The sequence below is a fragment of the Rossellomorea sp. FM04394 genome (assembly GCF_041889765.1).
Taxonomy (GTDB): domain Bacteria; phylum Bacillota; class Bacilli; order Bacillales; family Bacillaceae_B; genus Rossellomorea; species Rossellomorea aquimaris_B.
Genome location: NZ_CP168654.1, coordinates 1822328 through 1839808 on the forward strand (window position 1 = coordinate 1822328; position 17481 = coordinate 1839808).

Here is a 17481-nt window from a genome sequence, read left to right on the forward strand (position 1 = left end):
ATGGAGGAGACTTATGGCAATACTTCCAATTGTAATGCATCCTGATCCAATCTTAGAAAAAGATTGTGAGAAGGTAACGGCATTTGATAAGAAATTAAAAAAATTACTGGCAAATATGTATGATACTATGCTTGAAGCGGACGGTGTCGGCCTTGCAGCTCCTCAAGTAGGAGTCGACCTTCAGATAGCAGTGGTCGATATCGGGGATGACAGTGGAACAATCGAGCTTATTAATCCGGAAATCATCGAGGCGGAAGGCTCTCAAACAGACCTCGAAGGATGCTTAAGCTTCCCGGGCTTATATGGCGAAGTGACCCGTCCTTATTCCATCAAGGTCAGAACGCATGACAGAAAAGGAAGAATGATTGAATTTCAAGCTGAGGATTTTTTAGCCAGAGCGATTCAACATGAAATCGATCATCTTCATGGTATCCTATTTACCTCAAAGGTAGAAAAATATGTTACAGAAGAAGAATTAGAAGGGTATGAAGCTTAATGACGAAAGTGATTTTTATGGGAACACCTGATTTTTCAGTTCCTGTTCTTCAATCTCTATTAGATGAAAACTATGATGTAATTGCGGTTGTGACACAGCCTGATCGCCCGGTGGGAAGAAAAAGGATCCTCACGCCTCCACCTGTAAAAATAGCAGCTGAAAAACACGGGATCCCAGTATACCAGCCAGAGAAAATAAAGGATGAAGATGAGTTAAGCAAAGTGCTTGCATTGAAGCCTGATCTTATAGTGACAGCCGCTTTTGGGCAAATTCTTCCTAACGCATTACTGGAAGCTCCGCCCTACGGATGTATCAATGTTCATGCCTCTTTACTTCCTGAACTTAGGGGTGGGGCACCCATTCATTATTCCATTCTCCAAGGAAAAGAGAAAACTGGCATTACCATCATGTATATGGTCGAAAAGCTTGATGCTGGGGACATAATTAGTCAAGTGGAAGTAGATATAAATGAGCGGGATCATGTCGGAACGCTTCACGATAAACTAAGTGTTGCAGGTGCGGCATTACTGATTGAAACGATACCCAAATTATTAGGAGGGGAAATTACCCCGGTCAAGCAAGATGATTCAAAAGCCACCTTCGCACGAAACATAAAGAGGGAACAAGAAAAAATAGACTGGAAGAGAAGTGGAGAAGAAATCTATAACCATATTAGAGGACTTCACCCTTGGCCGGTTGCGTACACCACTTTAGAAAATTCTGTGATGAAAATCTGGTGGGGAGAAAAAGTCGAAGGACGATCCTCTGCACCTGGTGAAATCCTGAGAATCGAAGAAGATGGGTTCGTTGTTTCCACAGGCAATTCAGTAGGAATTAAAATAACCGATTTACAGCCTTCCGGTAAAAAGAGAATGAGTGCAAAGGATTACCTGCGTGGAGCAGGCTCTCACCTAAATGCAGGAATGATGTTAGGAGAAAATAATGAGTAAACGAAATAAAACCGTTCGTGAAGCAGCGCTTGATGTCATTGAAGCGGTAGAAAAAAATCAATCGTATAGTAATTTATTACTTAATCATGTGATTGAAAAAAATCAGCTGCCAAGTAAAGACATTGGATTATTAACGGAGCTGACGTATGGAACCATTCAACGAAAAATGACGTTGGATTTCTATTTAGCCCCGTTTATTAAGGGGAAGCTGGATGAATGGGTTCGGCAACTTTTACGTTTATCCCTCTATCAGCTTGTGTACTTAGATCGAATTCCTGACCGTGCTGTTTTCTTTGAAGCGGTAGAAATCGCCAAAAAGAGAGGGCATAAAGGCATTTCAGGATTAGTGAACGGGGTCTTGCGTTCTGTTCAGAGAAAAGGGCTTCCTTCCCTAGACAGTATTAAAGATCCGATCGAGCGGGTGGCCATCGAGACGAGTCATCCTTATTGGCTGGTAAAGAGATGGGAAGAACAATTTGGTTTGGAGAAAACGAAAGAGATGTGTGAAACCAATTTAATCGCACCTAAACAATCGGCACGTGTCAACACGACCAGAATCAATAGGGAAGAACTGGTTAAACGTTTAACGGATGAGGGGAATGAAGTGAAAGAAAGCGCGATTGTCCCTGAAGCTATTCAGTCACTTCGAGGTAACATTGCTAAATCAGAAGCTTATCGTGACGGACAGTGTACAATCCAGGATGAAAGTTCCATGCTTGTCTCCTATGCTCTAAAGCTTGAACAGGGGATGAAAGTGTTGGATGCATGCGCAGCACCTGGGGGTAAAACGACCCACATAGCCGAAAAACTTTCAGGTACGGGTGAAGTTCATGCATTGGACTTACACAAGCATAAGGTGAAATTAATCGACGAAAATGCGACCCGACTTGGATTGAATAATGTGAAGTCGACAACCCTGGATAGTCGAAAAGCAGGAGAGAAGTTTGAAAAAGAGAGCTTCGATCGCATTCTGGTCGATGCTCCATGCTCCGGACTAGGTGTATTAAGAAGGAAACCGGATATTAAATATGCTAAAAAAGAATCCGATCTTCTTTCGCTACAGAAGATTCAGCTGGACATCTTATCAGCTGTTGCACCACTGTTAAAAAAAGCTGGACTTTTAGTTTATAGCACATGTACTGTAGACCAAAATGAGAATGAAGGTACCATCTCGGCTTTCTTAAGTGATCATCCTGAATTTGAACCACATGCTTTAGATGGTCTTCCTGATTCCATTACACCTTTTATTAGTGAGGATAAATTACAAATATTCCCCCAAGACTTTGGTGGAGACGGGTTCTTTATTTCGTGTTTTAGAAAAAAATGAGTCGAAATAAATCAAATGTCGAAAGAAAAGCAGGAAAATTCACCAGAAAAGTCGTAAAAGTACAACAGCCCTTAATGAATCTTTGATTATCTATTACTTTGTAATCATATGCTTATTTCATCAAAAGTGATAAGCCCGAATATATTCGACCTTTTCATTATCAACTTTATTCAGCCCCATTCAAAATGAATGAAATGCTGATCGTATTTAACGAAGATAATCAAAGTCCTTTCATTTTTTGAACTAAAGATGCACCCGACTATGAGTATAAGGTGCTACTTGATCAGGTGCAGAAGAAGAGACGAGGTGACCTAAGTGAAAACTGTTTATTTTACGGACAAAGGGAAAGTGCGTCAACTTAATGAAGATAGTGCCGGCGTATTTGTGAATCATCATGGCGATCATTTAGCTGTTGTAGCAGACGGAATGGGGGGCCACCGGGCAGGAGATGTTGCCAGTGGGCTCACCATTTCGATCTTAAAGGACTTATGGGAGAAAACCGAGAAATTTCACACCGCTGATGAGGCCGAAAATTGGTTAAAAACAACTATTAACGAAGTAAATAAAGAGGTTTATACTTATTCTCAGTCCAATTCGGAGTGTGAGGGGATGGGGACGACTCTCGTCGGAGCCATTTGCACTTCCTTATTTGCGACCATTGTCAATATTGGTGACAGCAGAGGATATATTCTGAACGAAAATGGTTTTCATCAGTTAACAGAAGATCATACATTAGTGAATGAATTAGTCAGAAGCGGTGAAATTTCGAAAGAAGATGCAGAGCATCATCCGAGAAAGAATGTAATACTTAGAGCGATAGGTACGGAAGCTTCAATTACAATGGATATTAAAACGATAATGTTTGAAGAAGAAGACGTTATTTTACTATGTTCAGACGGTCTTTCTAACAAAGTCTCCCAAAAAGAAATGAAAGAGATATTGGTTCAGGACCACTCCCTGGAGAATAAAGGAGAGTCGCTTGTTCATTTAGCCAATGAATATGGCGGTGAAGATAATATTACCGTAGTAATTGTTGAGTTTGCCGCTGAAACGGAAAGCGGGTGATAACATGATGGAAGGAAAGCGCATCAGTGGGCGTTACAGAATCATTAAATTAATCGGCGGCGGAGGAATGGCCAACGTTTATTTAGCTCACGATGTGATTTTGGATCGTGAAGTGGCTATTAAAATGCTCCGGATCGATTTTGCCAATGAAGAGGAATTCATTAAACGATTCCAACGAGAAGCTCAATCTGCTACAAGCTTGGCTCACCCGAACATTGTGAGCATATACGATGTAGGAGAAGAAGACGATCTATATTATATTGTCATGGAATATGTCCATGGCATGACCTTAAAGCAATACATACAGCAGCATTCACCTGTTCATGTGGACAAAGCGATCGATATTATGAAGCAATTAACGCTGGCTATGTCTCATGCTCATCAGAATCATATTGTACACCGTGATATAAAACCACATAATATCCTTCTTGATGAAGAAGGGAATGTGAAGATAACGGATTTCGGGATCGCGATGGCTCTCAGTGCCACTTCGATCACCCAGACCAATTCAGTCCTAGGGTCGGTCCATTACCTTTCCCCTGAACAGGCGAGGGGCGGCATGGCTACGAAGAAATCAGATATCTACTCACTTGGAATCGTCATGTTCGAGTTGTTAACGGGCAGACTGCCTTTCTCTGGGGAATCAGCGGTTTCGATTGCATTGAAACACTTGCAATCAGAAACTCCTTCTCTAAGAAGATGGAATCCGGATATTCCACAGAGTGTTGAGAATATCGTATTAAAGGCAACGGCTAAAGATCCATTCAGACGGTTTGAAAGCCTTGAGGATATGGACGAGGCATTGACCTCAGCCTTGGATCCGGACAGGATGAATGAACCAAAATTTTCCGTTCCCCTTGATGACGAAGCAACAAAAGCGATACCTGTCATTACCGATCAGAAGGCGTATTCGAATCTTGATGATACGATTGTTCACCATCAAGCGGACACAGACAAACTTCAAACGAAGCCGACTCCTCCCGTTCAAGAGGGGAAAAAGAAAGGAAATAAGAAAAATAAGAAGGAAGCCCCTAAGAAAAAGAGTAAAAAGAAGTGGCCGATTCTTATTATTAGTTTATTCTTTTTGTTGATACTTTTAGGGGTTGCTGCTGTTACTTTTGTTCCTGAGCTGCTTGGACCAAAGGAAATCCAGGTACCGGATGTGGTTGAAAAAGATCAGACTGAAGCCATTTCCACCATCGTTTCAGAGGGATTTGTCGTCGGAGAAACAAAAAAACAATCCCATGAATCAATTCCTGAAGGTTTTGTCATCAAAACAAACCCAAAAGCAGGACGGATGGCTAATGAAGGATCTGCCATCGATATCTATGTTAGTACAGGAAAAGAAAAAGTGGCAGTCGAGGACTACGCCGGAAAGAGTTTTGAAGAAGTATCATCTGAACTTGAAGAAAAAGGATTCACGGTAGAGAAAGAAGAAGAGTTCGATGAAGGGGAACCTGCAGGAACCATCCTCGACCAGGATCCGTCACCTGGAGTAGAGGTCGTGGCTGAGGAAACTACTATTACCTTTACGGTGAGTAAGGGAATTGAGAAGTTTGATTTGGAAAACTTGGAAGGTTTTGATCAAACTGCACTTGATAAATATGAAGCCTCGAATGGGATAAATATCATTGTACAGGGTGAAAAGTTCTCGGATGAAGTTGAAGAAGGCAGGGTAATTTCTCATAAGCCGGTTGCGAGTACTCCTATTAGTAAAGGTGAGGATGTTTACGTTATCATGTCTAAAGGTCCTGAGCCACCGAAGGAAGTACCGACGAAGGAACATACTGAGGAAGTGTTCATTCCTTATACCAAGGAAAATGGAGAACCTCAAGTAGTGGATATTTATATTCAAGATAAGAACAGGAAGATTGAAGATAGTGACGAACTCATGAGTATTTACGAGGATACAACCATTACAATGAAGTTCACATTGGAAGAAGGAACTGTAGGGGAGTATCTCATTCTCGTTGATGAAAAAGAGTATAAAACAGGTACTGTCGAGTATCCTAAAGAATAAATGAAAATTGCCAAAGGGCTGTACCCGGGTTTTTAATGAACCTGACGGGACAGTCCTCTTGTTTTCATTTATAATGGTAGTGATACATAATGGAAATGACTAAAATATTTATATAAATGCTTTTGAATAGGAGGTTTCGAATGCCTGAAGGAAAAATCGTTAAAGCATTAAGTGGGTTTTACTATGTGCTTTCAGAAGGAAGCGTTACACAATGCCGGGGAAGAGGCAATTTCCGTAAAAATAAAATAACCCCACTGGTGGGGGATTATGTTGAATTTCAAGCTGAGAACAAAACGGATGGGTACATCCTGAAGGTCTTTGATCGTAAGAATGAGTTAGTGCGACCCCCAATCGCGAATGTCGATCAGGCGATACTGGTCTTCTCTGCAAGCGAACCGGATTTCAGCCCGGCATTACTTGACCGCTTTCTTGTGTTAGTGGAGAGTAAAGAAATAGAGCCGCTTATTTGTGTTACCAAGATGGACTTACTTACATCTGATCAAACAACCAAGATCGAACGATATGTGAATGATTACCGGTCATTTGGTTATGAAGTCCTGATGACGTCTTCTAAAACCGAGCATGGTGTAGAGGAATTAACTCCCTATTTACGTGATAAAATTTCTGTCTTTGCCGGCCAGTCCGGAGTAGGGAAGTCATCCTTGCTTAATGCCTTGAAGCCTGAACTTGAATTAAAGACGGCTATGATCTCCTCCCATTTGGGCCGGGGAAAACATACGACTCGTCACGTGGAACTGATTGATATTGAGGATGGTTTAGTAGCGGATACCCCAGGTTTTAGTTCACTGGAGTTTTCAGAGCTTGAAATAGAAGAGCTGCCACAATGCTTCCCAGAAATGGTTGAAGTATCAGACGACTGTAAATTCAGGGGCTGCCTTCATATCAATGAACCGAAATGTGCCGTTAAAGCTTCCGTGGATGCAGGAGAAATCCCTGCATACCGCTACGATCACTACTTAACATTCCATAAGGAAATAAAGGAAAGAAAGCCGAGGTACTAATTATGAAAATCGCACCTTCCATTCTGTCTGCAAATTTTGCAGAGTTAGGGAACGAAATTAAAGATGTGGAAAAAGGGGGAGCCGACTATATCCATGTGGATGTGATGGATGGTCACTTCGTCCCGAATATCACACTGGGGCCAATGATCGTGGAGGCGATTCGCCCGTTAACAACGTTACCATTGGACGTACATCTTATGATTGAAAATCCTAGTCAATATATCGCAGCTTTTGCAGATGCGGGAGCTGACTATATTACCGTCCATGTAGAAGCTGACCCCCATTTGCATAGAACGATTCAGATGATCAAAAGCAAAGGTGTAAAAGCGGGAGTCGTCCTAAATCCTGCAACACCGGCAGAAATGATCAAGCCTGTTTTGCAAGATGTCGACATGGTTCTGCTTATGACCGTGAACCCAGGATTCGGTGGACAATCTTTCATCCCGTCGGTCGTGCCAAAAATCAAACAGATTCGTGAATGGGCAAATGAAATCAATCCTACCCTTGAAATCGAGGTGGACGGGGGCATTAACCCTGAAACGGCAGCTATTTGTGCTGAAGCAGGAGCAGATGTATTTGTAGCAGGTTCTGCCATCTATAATCAGAGCGATCGTGGGGCAGCAATCGAAGAATTAAAGAAATCTCTTGCGTAAGAGATGACAGGCTGATCCTTTAGGGTCAGTCTATTTTTATAATATGGGAGTGATAGTATGGAAATCAATATCGTTGCTGGTGGACCCAAAAGATATATCCCTGAATTGAACACATATTGTGGTGAAGGAGTGAACTGGATTGGCGTGGACCGGGGCGTATACACGTTATTGGAACAAAGTATCGAACCTCATATCGCATTTGGGGATTTTGATTCAGTGAACGAAGAAGAGTGGGAGCTGATTCAAGAAAAAGTCCAAGAAGTCAATCGTTATCGGCCGGAAAAGGACGAAACGGATCTGGAGCTTGCCCTGAACTGGGCGATTGCTCAAGACCCTGACCGAATAACTATTTTTGGTGCCACAGGTGGGCGACTTGATCATTTCATGGGTAACCTGCAACTGTTAATGTCACAGAGTCTTTTAAGTAAGGACATTAAAGTGGAAATCATAGACGTTCAAAACCGATTATACCTAGCCAAATCTGGAGAGCACTCCGTCGAACAGAGGCACGAATTACAGTACATTTCCTTCGTTCCCGTAACCGAAAATGTGGAAGGTATCACCCTCACCGGCTTTAAATATCCATTAAAAAATCGGAATATTTCAAGAGGATCCACACTATGTATTAGTAATGAACTTATACAATCATCTGGTACTTTTTCCTTTTCAAATGGCATATTAATGGTGATAAGAAGCAGTGATTAAAGCTTCTAAAAACCAGGCAGAAAAGAAGACGTACTTAACTGAAACTGCTTGAATAAACTAACTGTTGTCAAGCGAAACATTACGTTCTTTAGATTGCGGGGAGGGACTAAAAATGCGCTTTTATACAATTAAATTACCAAAATTTTTGGGTGGACTTGTGAGGGCGATGTTAGGAACGTTTAAAAAAGAATAAATGGTTTATTGGAGATGGCTTTTGTGCCATCTTCTTTTTTTTGGGGGAAGGCGGGGGATCTTGATATGACAGAAGGGCTTTTTTAAAAATAATTGCCGATATGACCGCTTGGGAGCAACATTATTGGAATTTTTACGGTTACAAAACTAAATACTTCTGATGAGGTCCATTAAAATGTCTTGCTCAGCCATCAAGAGTATAATAAGCGGAGTTTTTTCCGTTATATTCAGGGAAATCCTTATTTTGAGGCTAATAAGGGGAGTTTTTCCGGTTATGCACAGAAACATCATCCATTTTTAGTATGATGTGAGTGAATAGGCGGAATTTTTCCTTCTATTTCATCCTTTTTAAACAGTAATTTCAAAATAAGCGGAATTTTTCCGGCTATTTATCAGCTTTGACGCTTAACCTGATCGCCCAACCGAGAAGTGGGCCCACTCTTTAATCTAAGTAAGGTAATCAGGTAATCAGCTGTTTTTACATTTCTTATTGTCCATCACGATGAACATGAAAATTGATAGGTGAACGTTGGTGGGATTCAATCGTCTTATGCTTGCCGCCTCCGATTTTCGGTGATGTCCAGCTCCGGCGGCTAGCCCCTCGAGGTCATAAGCTAAATTGACCAAAAAGGCAAAGGACGCCTTTCCGGTCAATTCATCTTATGCTTGTCGGGCCTGACCAAGCCGCCGCCGCTTTTTGGTGATGTCCAGCTCCGGCGGCTTGAGGCTCGAGGTCATTTCTGAAAAATCCCAAAAGGCAAAGAGCGCCTTCAGGAATTTTCTAGAAATGCTTGTCGCCTCAGGGCGAGCCCTTCCGCTTTTCGATATGTCCAGCTCCGGCGGCTAGTCCCTCGAGGTCATAAGTCAAATCAACCAATAAGGCAAAGAACGCCTTTCCGGTTGATTCGCCTTATGCTTGTCGGGCCTGACCAAGCCGCCTCCGCTTTTCGGTCTGTAAAGTATTTTTTCTTGAAAGGTTTTAATTGTAGTATTGCATTATAGAAAGTTGTGTGATAAATTATTAAAGTATCTTTATGATAATAAGCGAAATGTGGAACTGAAATTAACTTCAGCTTCTTGTTAGTGAGGAGGGAATATATTATGGCAAAACAATGCGTAGTAACAGGCCGTAAAGCTAGCTCAGGTAACGCTCGCTCTCACGCAATGAATGCGAACAAGCGTACTTGGGGTGCAAACCTGCAAAAAGTTCGAATTCTTGTAGACGGAAAGCCTAAGAAAGTATGGGTTTCTGCAAGAGCGTTGAAATCTGGTAAAGTTGAACGCGTATAATACTTAAAACGAGAAGGCGTCTAGTTGATAGGCGTCTTTTTTCTATCTATCGGTGGCAGCGGGGCAAAGGGATCTGCTAGACACATAGAAAATCAGGAAATTTCTCGATTAAGTATCTGGAACATGGCCGATCGAACACGATTATCATCACTCACTTCACTTGAAGTATGAATGATTAATCTTTGCATATTAAGGAAAAAATAGATGGCATAACCAACAAATCACGTAGAGATAATAGTTTAGCTTTCAAAAACAGCATACTTATAGTAAAATGTTTTTAGCCAAGCATGTAATTAAAGGGGGAAAACATTCCATGTCCATCGAATTAAAAACGCAGTACGGACAAATTGATATTACGAATGATGTCATTGCAATGATTGCTGGAGGTGCAGCGGTGGATTGCTACGGAATTGTTGGAATGGCTTCAAAGAACCAAATTAAAGACGGTTTCACAGATATCTTACGCAAGGAAAACTTCACTCGCGGAGTGATTGTTCGTCAAGATGAAGAGGAAGTACATATTGATATGTATATCATTGTGAGTTATGGTACAAAAATTTCTGAGATTGCTCATAACGTACAATCCAAGGTTAAATATACTCTTGATAAGACCGTCGGCTTGGCGGTAGATTCAGTAAATATTTTTGTGCAGGGGGTTCGTGTCACGAACCCGTAGTGAGGAGGAAGATTCGTGTCGATTACATCTTTGGAAGGAAAACGTTTTGCTGAAATGGTGATACAAGGTGCCACCCAATTATCTGCGAATGCGCAGCTGGTTGACGCATTAAACGTTTTTCCTGTTCCTGATGGTGATACTGGAACAAATATGAATTTATCCATGACTTCTGGTGCGAAGGAAGTCCAAAACCACATTCAAGGTCATATAGGAAATGTGGCTGCTGCTCTTTCAAAAGGGTTATTGATGGGAGCAAGAGGTAACTCAGGTGTTATCTTATCCCAATTGTTCAGAGGATTTGGTAAAGCAATTGAAGGGAAAGAATCCTTATCAAGTGTAGAATTTGCCAATGCACTTCAAACAGGTGTGGAAACGGCTTATAAAGCGGTTATGAAACCTGTTGAAGGAACGATTCTGACGGTTGCGAAAGATGCTGCCAAAAAAGGTGTTTCTGCAGCTGAAACGGAAAGTGATTTCGTAAAGGTTATGCAGGCAATCGTCGATGAAGCACAGGCTTCATTAAATCGTACACCTGATTTACTTCCTGTGCTAAAGGAAGTAGGAGTAGTCGATAGTGGTGGTCAAGGTCTTTTATTCGTTTATGAAGGCTTTCTAGCTGAGCTAAAGGGTGAAAAGGTTTCAAATCAATCTTCGTTACCGTCCATGAATGACCTTGTAAGTGCTGAACATCACAAAACAGCTCAGGATTTCATGAGTACTGAAGATATTGAGTTTGGTTATTGTACTGAATTCATGGTCAGATTTGAACAAGACAAACAATCCTTTGTGGAAGAAGACTTCCGTCAGGATTTAAGTGAATTCGGTGATTCACTGCTTGTCATAAGTGATGATGAATTAGCTAAAGTACATATCCATTCCGAACAACCTGGGGATGTATTGACGTATGGACATAAATACGGAAGTCTCATCAATATCAAAATTGAAAACATGAGACAGCAGCACAGCAGCATTGTCGGTGAAACAAAGCCTGTGAAAGCGGAAGTCCCTGCTGAAGCAAAAGAAGTTGACTTTGCCATTGTGACCGTAGCGATGGGTGAAGGGATTGCCGATTTGTTCAAGAGCATCGGGGCTACCTCTGTGATAGAAGGTGGTCAAACGATGAATCCAAGTACGGAGGATATCGTTAAGGCTGTCGAAGAAGTGAATGCCAAGAAAGTCATTATCATGCCAAATAATAAAAACATTATTATGGCAGCTGATCAAGCAGCTGAAGTTCTGGATATGGAAGTGGCTGTTGTACCAACGAAGACAGTACCTCAAGGAATGGCAGCGTTACTTGCCTTTAATCCTTCAGCTTCTGTTGAAGATAACAAGCAGTTAATGACTGAAGCTTCCAAGCAGGTCAAAACCGGTCAGATCACGTTTGCTGTCAGAGATACGAATATTGATGGTGTTGAGATTGCAAAAGATGATTTTATGGGAATCGCAGAAGGTAAGATAGTCATTTCTGATCATGACCGTCAAAAGACAGCGCAAAGCTTATTAGATAAAATGCTGGATGAGGACTCTGAAATCTTAACCATTCTATATGGTGAGGATGTAACAGAAGAGGATGTGCATTCATTAAAAGAGTATGTAGAAGAGCACTATGAAGATGTCGAAGTGGAAGTTCATAATGGTAAACAACCACTTTACTCCTATATATTCTCAGTTGAATAAGGAATAAAGGAAGGGGGCAGCTCTATATGGAGGTTGTCCCCTTCAATTATGTTAGAATGGTACTATAGATCGGATGTTAAGTGAGGGGGAGAAGTCATGAAATACAAAAGTGTATTTGATATTATTGGTCCCGTAATGATTGGTCCATCAAGTTCTCATACGGCTGGTGCAGCGAGAATAGGGAGAGTTGCGAGAAACCTGTTTCGTCGGGAACCTAAATGGGCGACGATCTCGTTTTACGGATCTTTTGCAAAAACATACAAAGGTCATGGAACAGATGTAGCCATTGTAGGAGGAATCCTTGATTATGATACATATGATGAACGAATTATTGAATCAATCAATGTAGCAAAGCAAAAAGGGATAAAGATCAAGTTTCAAGAGGAAGACGCCATTACGGATCATCCGAATACGGCTCGTATCAGGATGGGAGACGAGCACGGTGAAATCGAATTAGTCGGTATCTCCATTGGAGGCGGGAAAGTTGAAATAATAGAACTCAATGGTTTTGAGCTCAAGCTTTCAGGTCACCATCCTGCCATATTGGTTGTTCATGACGATCGATTTGGAGCGATTGCATCAGTATCCAATGTCATTGCCAAACATCAATTGAACATCGGACATATGGATGTTTCACGTAAAGAGAAAGGTCAGATGGCATTGATGACCATTGAAGTGGATCAGCCGATTGATGAGGCTGTCATCAATGAATTAACATCTCTGCCCAACATTACCCAGGTTACCCGAATTTCCGATTAATCAATTTATTTAATGATAGCGTTTACATTTAGATGGGGAGGTCATATTAATGTTTCGAAATGTAGCAGAGTTAGTCGAACTTGCTGAAAGTCAGAACAAGAAGATTTCTGACATTATGATTGAACAAGAAATCGAGTTTACAGGCAAAACATTTGAAGAAGTATACAGTCAAATGGAGAAAAACCTTGAAGTGATGGAACAGGCTGTAGCCAGAGGTCTGGAAGGTGTCAAATCCCATTCAGGATTGACAGGCGGGGATGCCGTATTATTGCAAAAATACATTGATTCAGGCCGCTCACTGTGTGGGGAAACCATTTTGGATGCAGTCAGTAAAGCGGTGGCGACGAACGAAGTGAATGCAGCAATGGGAACGATTTGTGCCACACCTACTGCAGGTTCTGCGGGGGTAGTGCCGGGGACTTTGTTTGCGGTGAAAAATAAGCTGAATCCTACAAAAGATGAAATGATCCGCTTCTTATTTGCGTCTGGAGCGTTCGGTTTTGTTGTAGCGAATAATGCTTCCATATCAGGTGCAGCTGGCGGATGTCAAGCAGAGGTTGGTTCTGCCAGTGGGATGGCTGCAGCTGCCATCGTAGAAATGGCCGGGGGCACACCGAGCCAGTCAGCCGAGGCCATGGCCATTACCTTAAAGAACATGTTAGGTCTTGTGTGTGATCCGGTTGCGGGACTCGTTGAGGTACCTTGTGTGAAAAGGAATGCGATGGGGGCGGCCAATGCAATGGTAGCAGCGGATATGGCACTTGCGGGCATAACGAGCCGTATTCCATGTGATGAAGTGATTGACGCCATGTATAAAATCGGTCAAACAATGCCAGTGGCGCTGAGAGAGACAGCTCAAGGTGGATTGGCTGCCACCCCTACAGGCAGGGAGCTGGAAGCGAAAATTTTTGGGGTTTCCCTGAATAAACGTGAAGACTCATAATGAAGGACTAACGATCCAGAACATAAAGGGGATTGGTGAAGAAACAGCTGTGCAGCTGAATGCAATGGGGATTTACTCTGTTCTGGATTTGTTAGAATATCTGCCTTACAGGTACGAGGATTACAGGCTTCGGGACTTAGAGGAAGTAGCCCATGATGAACGTGTCACAGTGGAAGGAAAGGTCCATTCTGAACCTGCGTTGATGTATTATGGGAGAAAAAAATCACGCTTGACCCTCCGGATATTGGTAGGGAGAAATTTAGTTCAGGCCGTATTTTTTAATCAGCCGTATTTAAAGAAGAAAATAAACCTTCACGATACGGTGACGGTGACAGGGAAATGGGATAAGAATAGGCAAATCATTACGGTTCAGCATTTTCAGTCGGGGCCGCACGGGAAACAGGGAGATTTTGAACCTGTTTATTCGCTGAAGGGCTCAATAAAAAACAACACACTCAGAAAATTCATTAAAAAGGGTTTTCAGGATTACAGTTATTTGTTGACGGAGAATTTGCCCAACCACCTCATGGAGAAATATAAGCTTTCCAGCCGAAAAGATGCTCTCTATCATCTGCACTTCCCTGACTCTACTGAAGACATGAAGCAGGCGAGAAGACGATTTGTGTATGAAGAGTTCCTGTTGTTTCAACTGAAGATGCAGGCACTTAGGAAGTTTGAAAGAGAACATTCCTCTGGTGTCCAACAAAATTATGATTTAAATAAAATCAAAGAGTTCATTGAGTCTTTGCCGTTTCCTCTAACCGATGCGCAAAAGCGGGTAGTAAATGAAATCTCAGCAGATATGAAGTCTCCTTTCCGTATGAACCGGCTTTTGCAGGGGGATGTCGGATCGGGGAAAACAGTCGTATCGGCTATCGCGCTCTATTCGAGTGTAACCGCAGGATTTCAAGGGGCTTTAATGGTCCCGACAGAGATCCTTGCAGAACAGCATGCAAATTCTCTGAGTGAATTATTGGAACCGGCGGGCCTGTCGGTTGCCCTGTTAACAAGCTCCGTAAAAGGAAAAAGACGACGGCTCCTATTAGAAAAGTTAAAAGAGGGAGAAATAGATATTCTCATTGGAACACATGCACTTATCCAGGAGGATGTGCAATTTAAGTCTCTTGGACTCGTTGTAACCGATGAACAACATCGCTTTGGGGTAAATCAAAGACGGGTCCTAAGGGAAAAAGGGGAAAGCCCTGATGTATTATTTATGACAGCGACTCCCATCCCAAGAACACTTGCCATTACCGTGTTTGGTGAGATGGATGTAAGTATAATCGACCAAATGCCAGCTGGAAGAAAGGCGATTGAAACTTACTGGGCTAAAGCGGATATGCTATCAAGGGTGCTTTCATTTATGGACAAGGAGCTGGATCAAGGCAGACAGGCTTATGTGATTTGTCCTCTGATTGAAGAGTCTGACAAACTGGATGTTCAAAATGCGATCGATGTTTACAATCAATTGCTGCACTACTTTGAAGGACGATACAATGTCGGATTGATGCATGGTAGGCTTCACCCAGATGAGAAGGATGAAGTGATGAGGGAATTTAGTGCAAATCACCTTCAAGTACTTGTGTCCACCACAGTTGTCGAGGTAGGTGTGAATGTTCCAAATGCTACTTTTATGCTTATTTATGATGCTGAACGCTTTGGGTTGTCTCAGCTTCATCAGCTAAGGGGGAGAGTTGGACGCGGGGAACATCAGTCCTATTGCATTCTTCTGGCTGAACCGAAAACGGAGGTTGGAAAAGAACGAATGAAGATCATGACCGAGACCAATGATGGATTTGTTTTGAGCGAGAAAGATCTGGAACTGAGGGGTCCAGGGGATTTCTTCGGTAGAAAGCAGAGTGGGCTCCCTGAATTTAAAGTGGCAGATATGGTGCATGACTATCGTGCACTGGAAGTTGCAAGAGATGATGCCGCAACCTTAATCCAATCCGATTATTTCTGGAGGGACCCTGAGTTTGAACCTCTTCGGGCGTATCTGTCGGTTGCTGGGATATTAGAAGGTGAAAAGCTGGACTAGAAAGGCAGATTGTGAGATTATTTCTTGCAATCTGCTTTTTTAGATTATATACTACTATTAGTACCTAGTACTAATACTGGACGGTGTTGATATTGAGACTCACAAAAAAAGAAAGACAGGGAAACCTTACTGGCACGATAAAGGAAAATCCTTTTATAACAGACGAAGAGTTAGCTGAGCGTTTTAGAGTGAGCGTACAGACAATCCGGTTGGATCGTATGGAATTGTCGATACCGGAGCTTCGTGAACGGATTAAATATGTAGCAGAGAAATCGTTTGAAGATGAAGTGAAAGCATTACCTATTGAAGAGATCATTGGAGAAATTATTGATATAGAATTAGATCAGAGTGCGATTTCCATTTTTGATGTGAAACGAGAACATGTTTTCGTAAGGAATGGGATAGCGAGAGGGCATCATCTGTTCGCTCAAGCAAACTCTCTCGCGGTAGCCGTCATTAATGATGCCCTAGCGTTGACGGCTAAGTCAACAATCCGTTTCACCCGACCTGTAAAGGAAGGGGAGCGTGTTGTCGCGAAAGCAAAAGTGATACATACGAAAGATCAAAAGGATCGAACAACGGTGGAAGTTCAAAGTTTAGTCGGTGGCGAGCTCGTTTTCACTGGTGAATTTGAAATGTATCGCTCTAAAAAATCTGCAAAGGATGAAGCGTAGATGAAGTTAGCCGTTGATGCAATGGGCGGAGATCATGCTCCTAAAGAAATCGTTCTTGGTGTAAAACGCGCATTGAAGGAATTTAACGATATAGAAGTGCTTTTATTCGGAGATGAAAGCCAAATCAAGCAGTACATCTCACCAGTTGATCGATTGACAATCGTTCATACGGATGAAGTGATAGAGGGAACAGATGAACCTGTAAGAGCCATCAAACGCAAGAAAAATGCCTCTATGGTATTGATGGCCCAGGCGGTTCAAAATGGGGAAGCTGATGCGTGCATCTCTGCAGGAAACACAGGTGCCCTGATGACAGCCGGGTTATTCATTGTAGGCAGAATTGATGGGATTGAACGCCCTGCTTTGGCGCCAACCCTCCCTACATTGGATGGTAGAGGATTTCTCATGCTCGATTTAGGGGCGAATGTTGATGCCAAGCCTGAACATCTCCTTCAATATGCAATAATGGGGAGCATTTATGCTGAGAAAGTAAGAGGAATCAACAATCCCCGTGTAGGGTTATTAAACATTGGGACTGAAGATAAAAAAGGGAATGAATTAACAAAGAAATCCTTCCAACTTCTAAAGGACGCTCCTGTTCATTTTGTGGGGAATGTTGAGTCCAGGGACTTACTTGAAGGCCCAGCGGATGTCGTAGTAACCGATGGATTCACCGGGAATATGGTGTTGAAGACGATTGAAGGGACGGCTCTTTCTGTCTTCTCGATGCTTAAGAAGACATTTACAGCCTCGACAAAAAATAAATTGGCCGCCGGGTTAGTGAAAAATGATTTAAAGCAAATGAAGAACATGCTGGATTATACAGAGTATGGAGGCGCGGGCTTGTTTGGTCTAAAAGCACCGGTGATCAAAGCCCATGGCTCATCAAATGAAGTTGCTTTATATAATGCCATGAGACAAGCCAGGGAAATGGTAAGGAATAATGTCTCCAATACCATTAAAGATGCCATCAAGGGGAGTGTGGAATAGT

17 protein-coding genes are annotated in these 17481 nt (G+C 42.3%); all 17 read left to right on the forward strand.

Annotated features, from left to right (window positions below; translation table 11 throughout):
* Positions 1-13 precede the first annotated feature (13 nt).
* Positions 14-496, forward strand: coding sequence for a peptide deformylase (gene def / locus ACCB35_RS09140; RefSeq protein ID WP_374056614.1), 483 nt, complete (start codon positions 14-16; stop codon positions 494-496).
* Positions 496-1446 (forward strand): methionyl-tRNA formyltransferase, encoded by a 951-nt coding sequence (gene fmt / locus ACCB35_RS09145; protein ID WP_374056615.1) that lies wholly within the window; start codon positions 496-498, stop codon positions 1444-1446. The genes def and fmt overlap by 1 nt, the downstream gene beginning before the upstream one ends.
* The gene (gene rsmB, locus ACCB35_RS09150) at positions 1439-2773 is read left to right on the forward strand and encodes a 16S rRNA (cytosine(967)-C(5))-methyltransferase RsmB (RefSeq protein WP_374056616.1); all 1335 of its coding nucleotides are present in this window, start codon (positions 1439-1441) and stop codon (positions 2771-2773) included. The genes fmt and rsmB overlap by 8 nt, the downstream gene beginning before the upstream one ends.
* Before the next feature lie 315 nt (positions 2774-3088).
* Positions 3089-3838 (forward strand): Stp1/IreP family PP2C-type Ser/Thr phosphatase, encoded by a 750-nt coding sequence (locus ACCB35_RS09155; RefSeq protein WP_044337438.1) that lies wholly within the window; start codon positions 3089-3091, stop codon positions 3836-3838.
* Positions 3839-3842: 4 nt separating this feature from the next.
* On the forward strand, positions 3843-5858 hold the full coding sequence (pknB, locus tag ACCB35_RS09160) for a Stk1 family PASTA domain-containing Ser/Thr kinase (protein WP_374056617.1): 2016 nt from the start codon (positions 3843-3845) through the stop codon (positions 5856-5858).
* A 140-nt stretch (positions 5859-5998) separates the two neighbouring features.
* The gene (gene rsgA / locus ACCB35_RS09165; RefSeq protein ID WP_374056618.1) at positions 5999-6880 is read left to right on the forward strand and encodes a ribosome small subunit-dependent GTPase A; all 882 of its coding nucleotides are present in this window, start codon (positions 5999-6001) and stop codon (positions 6878-6880) included.
* Positions 6880-7533 carry a ribulose-phosphate 3-epimerase gene (gene rpe, locus ACCB35_RS09170; protein ID WP_374056982.1) on the forward strand — a complete coding sequence of 218 codons (654 nt, stop codon included), beginning with the start codon at positions 6880-6882 and terminating at the stop codon, positions 7531-7533. The genes rsgA and rpe overlap by 1 nt, the downstream gene beginning before the upstream one ends.
* Positions 7534-7590: 57 nt before the next feature.
* Positions 7591-8238 carry a thiamine diphosphokinase gene (locus tag ACCB35_RS09175; protein WP_374056619.1) on the forward strand — a complete coding sequence of 216 codons (648 nt, stop codon included), beginning with the start codon at positions 7591-7593 and terminating at the stop codon, positions 8236-8238.
* Positions 8239-8350: 112 nt separating this feature from the next.
* Positions 8351-8431: a stage V sporulation protein SpoVM gene (spoVM, locus tag ACCB35_RS09180; protein ID WP_032088878.1), complete on the forward strand. Its 81-nt coding sequence runs from the start codon at positions 8351-8353 to the stop codon at positions 8429-8431.
* Positions 8432-9531: 1100 nt separating this feature from the next.
* Positions 9532-9720, forward strand: a complete 189-nt coding sequence (gene rpmB, locus ACCB35_RS09185; protein WP_034755741.1) for a 50S ribosomal protein L28 — start codon at positions 9532-9534, stop codon at positions 9718-9720.
* Positions 9721-10033: 313 nt separating this feature from the next.
* A complete protein-coding gene (locus tag ACCB35_RS09190) occupies positions 10034-10396 on the forward strand; it encodes an Asp23/Gls24 family envelope stress response protein (RefSeq protein WP_034755738.1) in 363 nt (120 codons plus the stop codon).
* 15 nt (positions 10397-10411) lie between these two features.
* Positions 10412-12076, forward strand: coding sequence for a DAK2 domain-containing protein (locus tag ACCB35_RS09195; protein WP_374056620.1), 1665 nt, complete (start codon positions 10412-10414; stop codon positions 12074-12076).
* A 96-nt stretch (positions 12077-12172) separates the two neighbouring features.
* The gene (gene sdaAB, locus ACCB35_RS09200; RefSeq protein ID WP_374056621.1) at positions 12173-12835 is read left to right on the forward strand and encodes an L-serine ammonia-lyase, iron-sulfur-dependent subunit beta; all 663 of its coding nucleotides are present in this window, start codon (positions 12173-12175) and stop codon (positions 12833-12835) included.
* Between the two features lie 49 nt (positions 12836-12884).
* Positions 12885-13778: an L-serine ammonia-lyase, iron-sulfur-dependent, subunit alpha gene (sdaAA, locus tag ACCB35_RS09205; RefSeq protein WP_044337430.1), complete on the forward strand. Its 894-nt coding sequence runs from the start codon at positions 12885-12887 to the stop codon at positions 13776-13778.
* The gene (gene recG, locus ACCB35_RS09210; protein WP_374056622.1) at positions 13765-15816 is read left to right on the forward strand and encodes an ATP-dependent DNA helicase RecG; all 2052 of its coding nucleotides are present in this window, start codon (positions 13765-13767) and stop codon (positions 15814-15816) included. The genes sdaAA and recG overlap by 14 nt, the downstream gene beginning before the upstream one ends.
* Before the next feature lie 92 nt (positions 15817-15908).
* Positions 15909-16490 (forward strand): transcription factor FapR, encoded by a 582-nt coding sequence (fapR, locus tag ACCB35_RS09215; protein ID WP_374056623.1) that lies wholly within the window; start codon positions 15909-15911, stop codon positions 16488-16490.
* Positions 16491-17480, forward strand: a complete 990-nt coding sequence (gene plsX / locus ACCB35_RS09220; protein ID WP_374056624.1) for a phosphate acyltransferase PlsX — start codon at positions 16491-16493, stop codon at positions 17478-17480.
* The last annotated feature ends 1 nt before the right edge of the window (position 17481 follow it).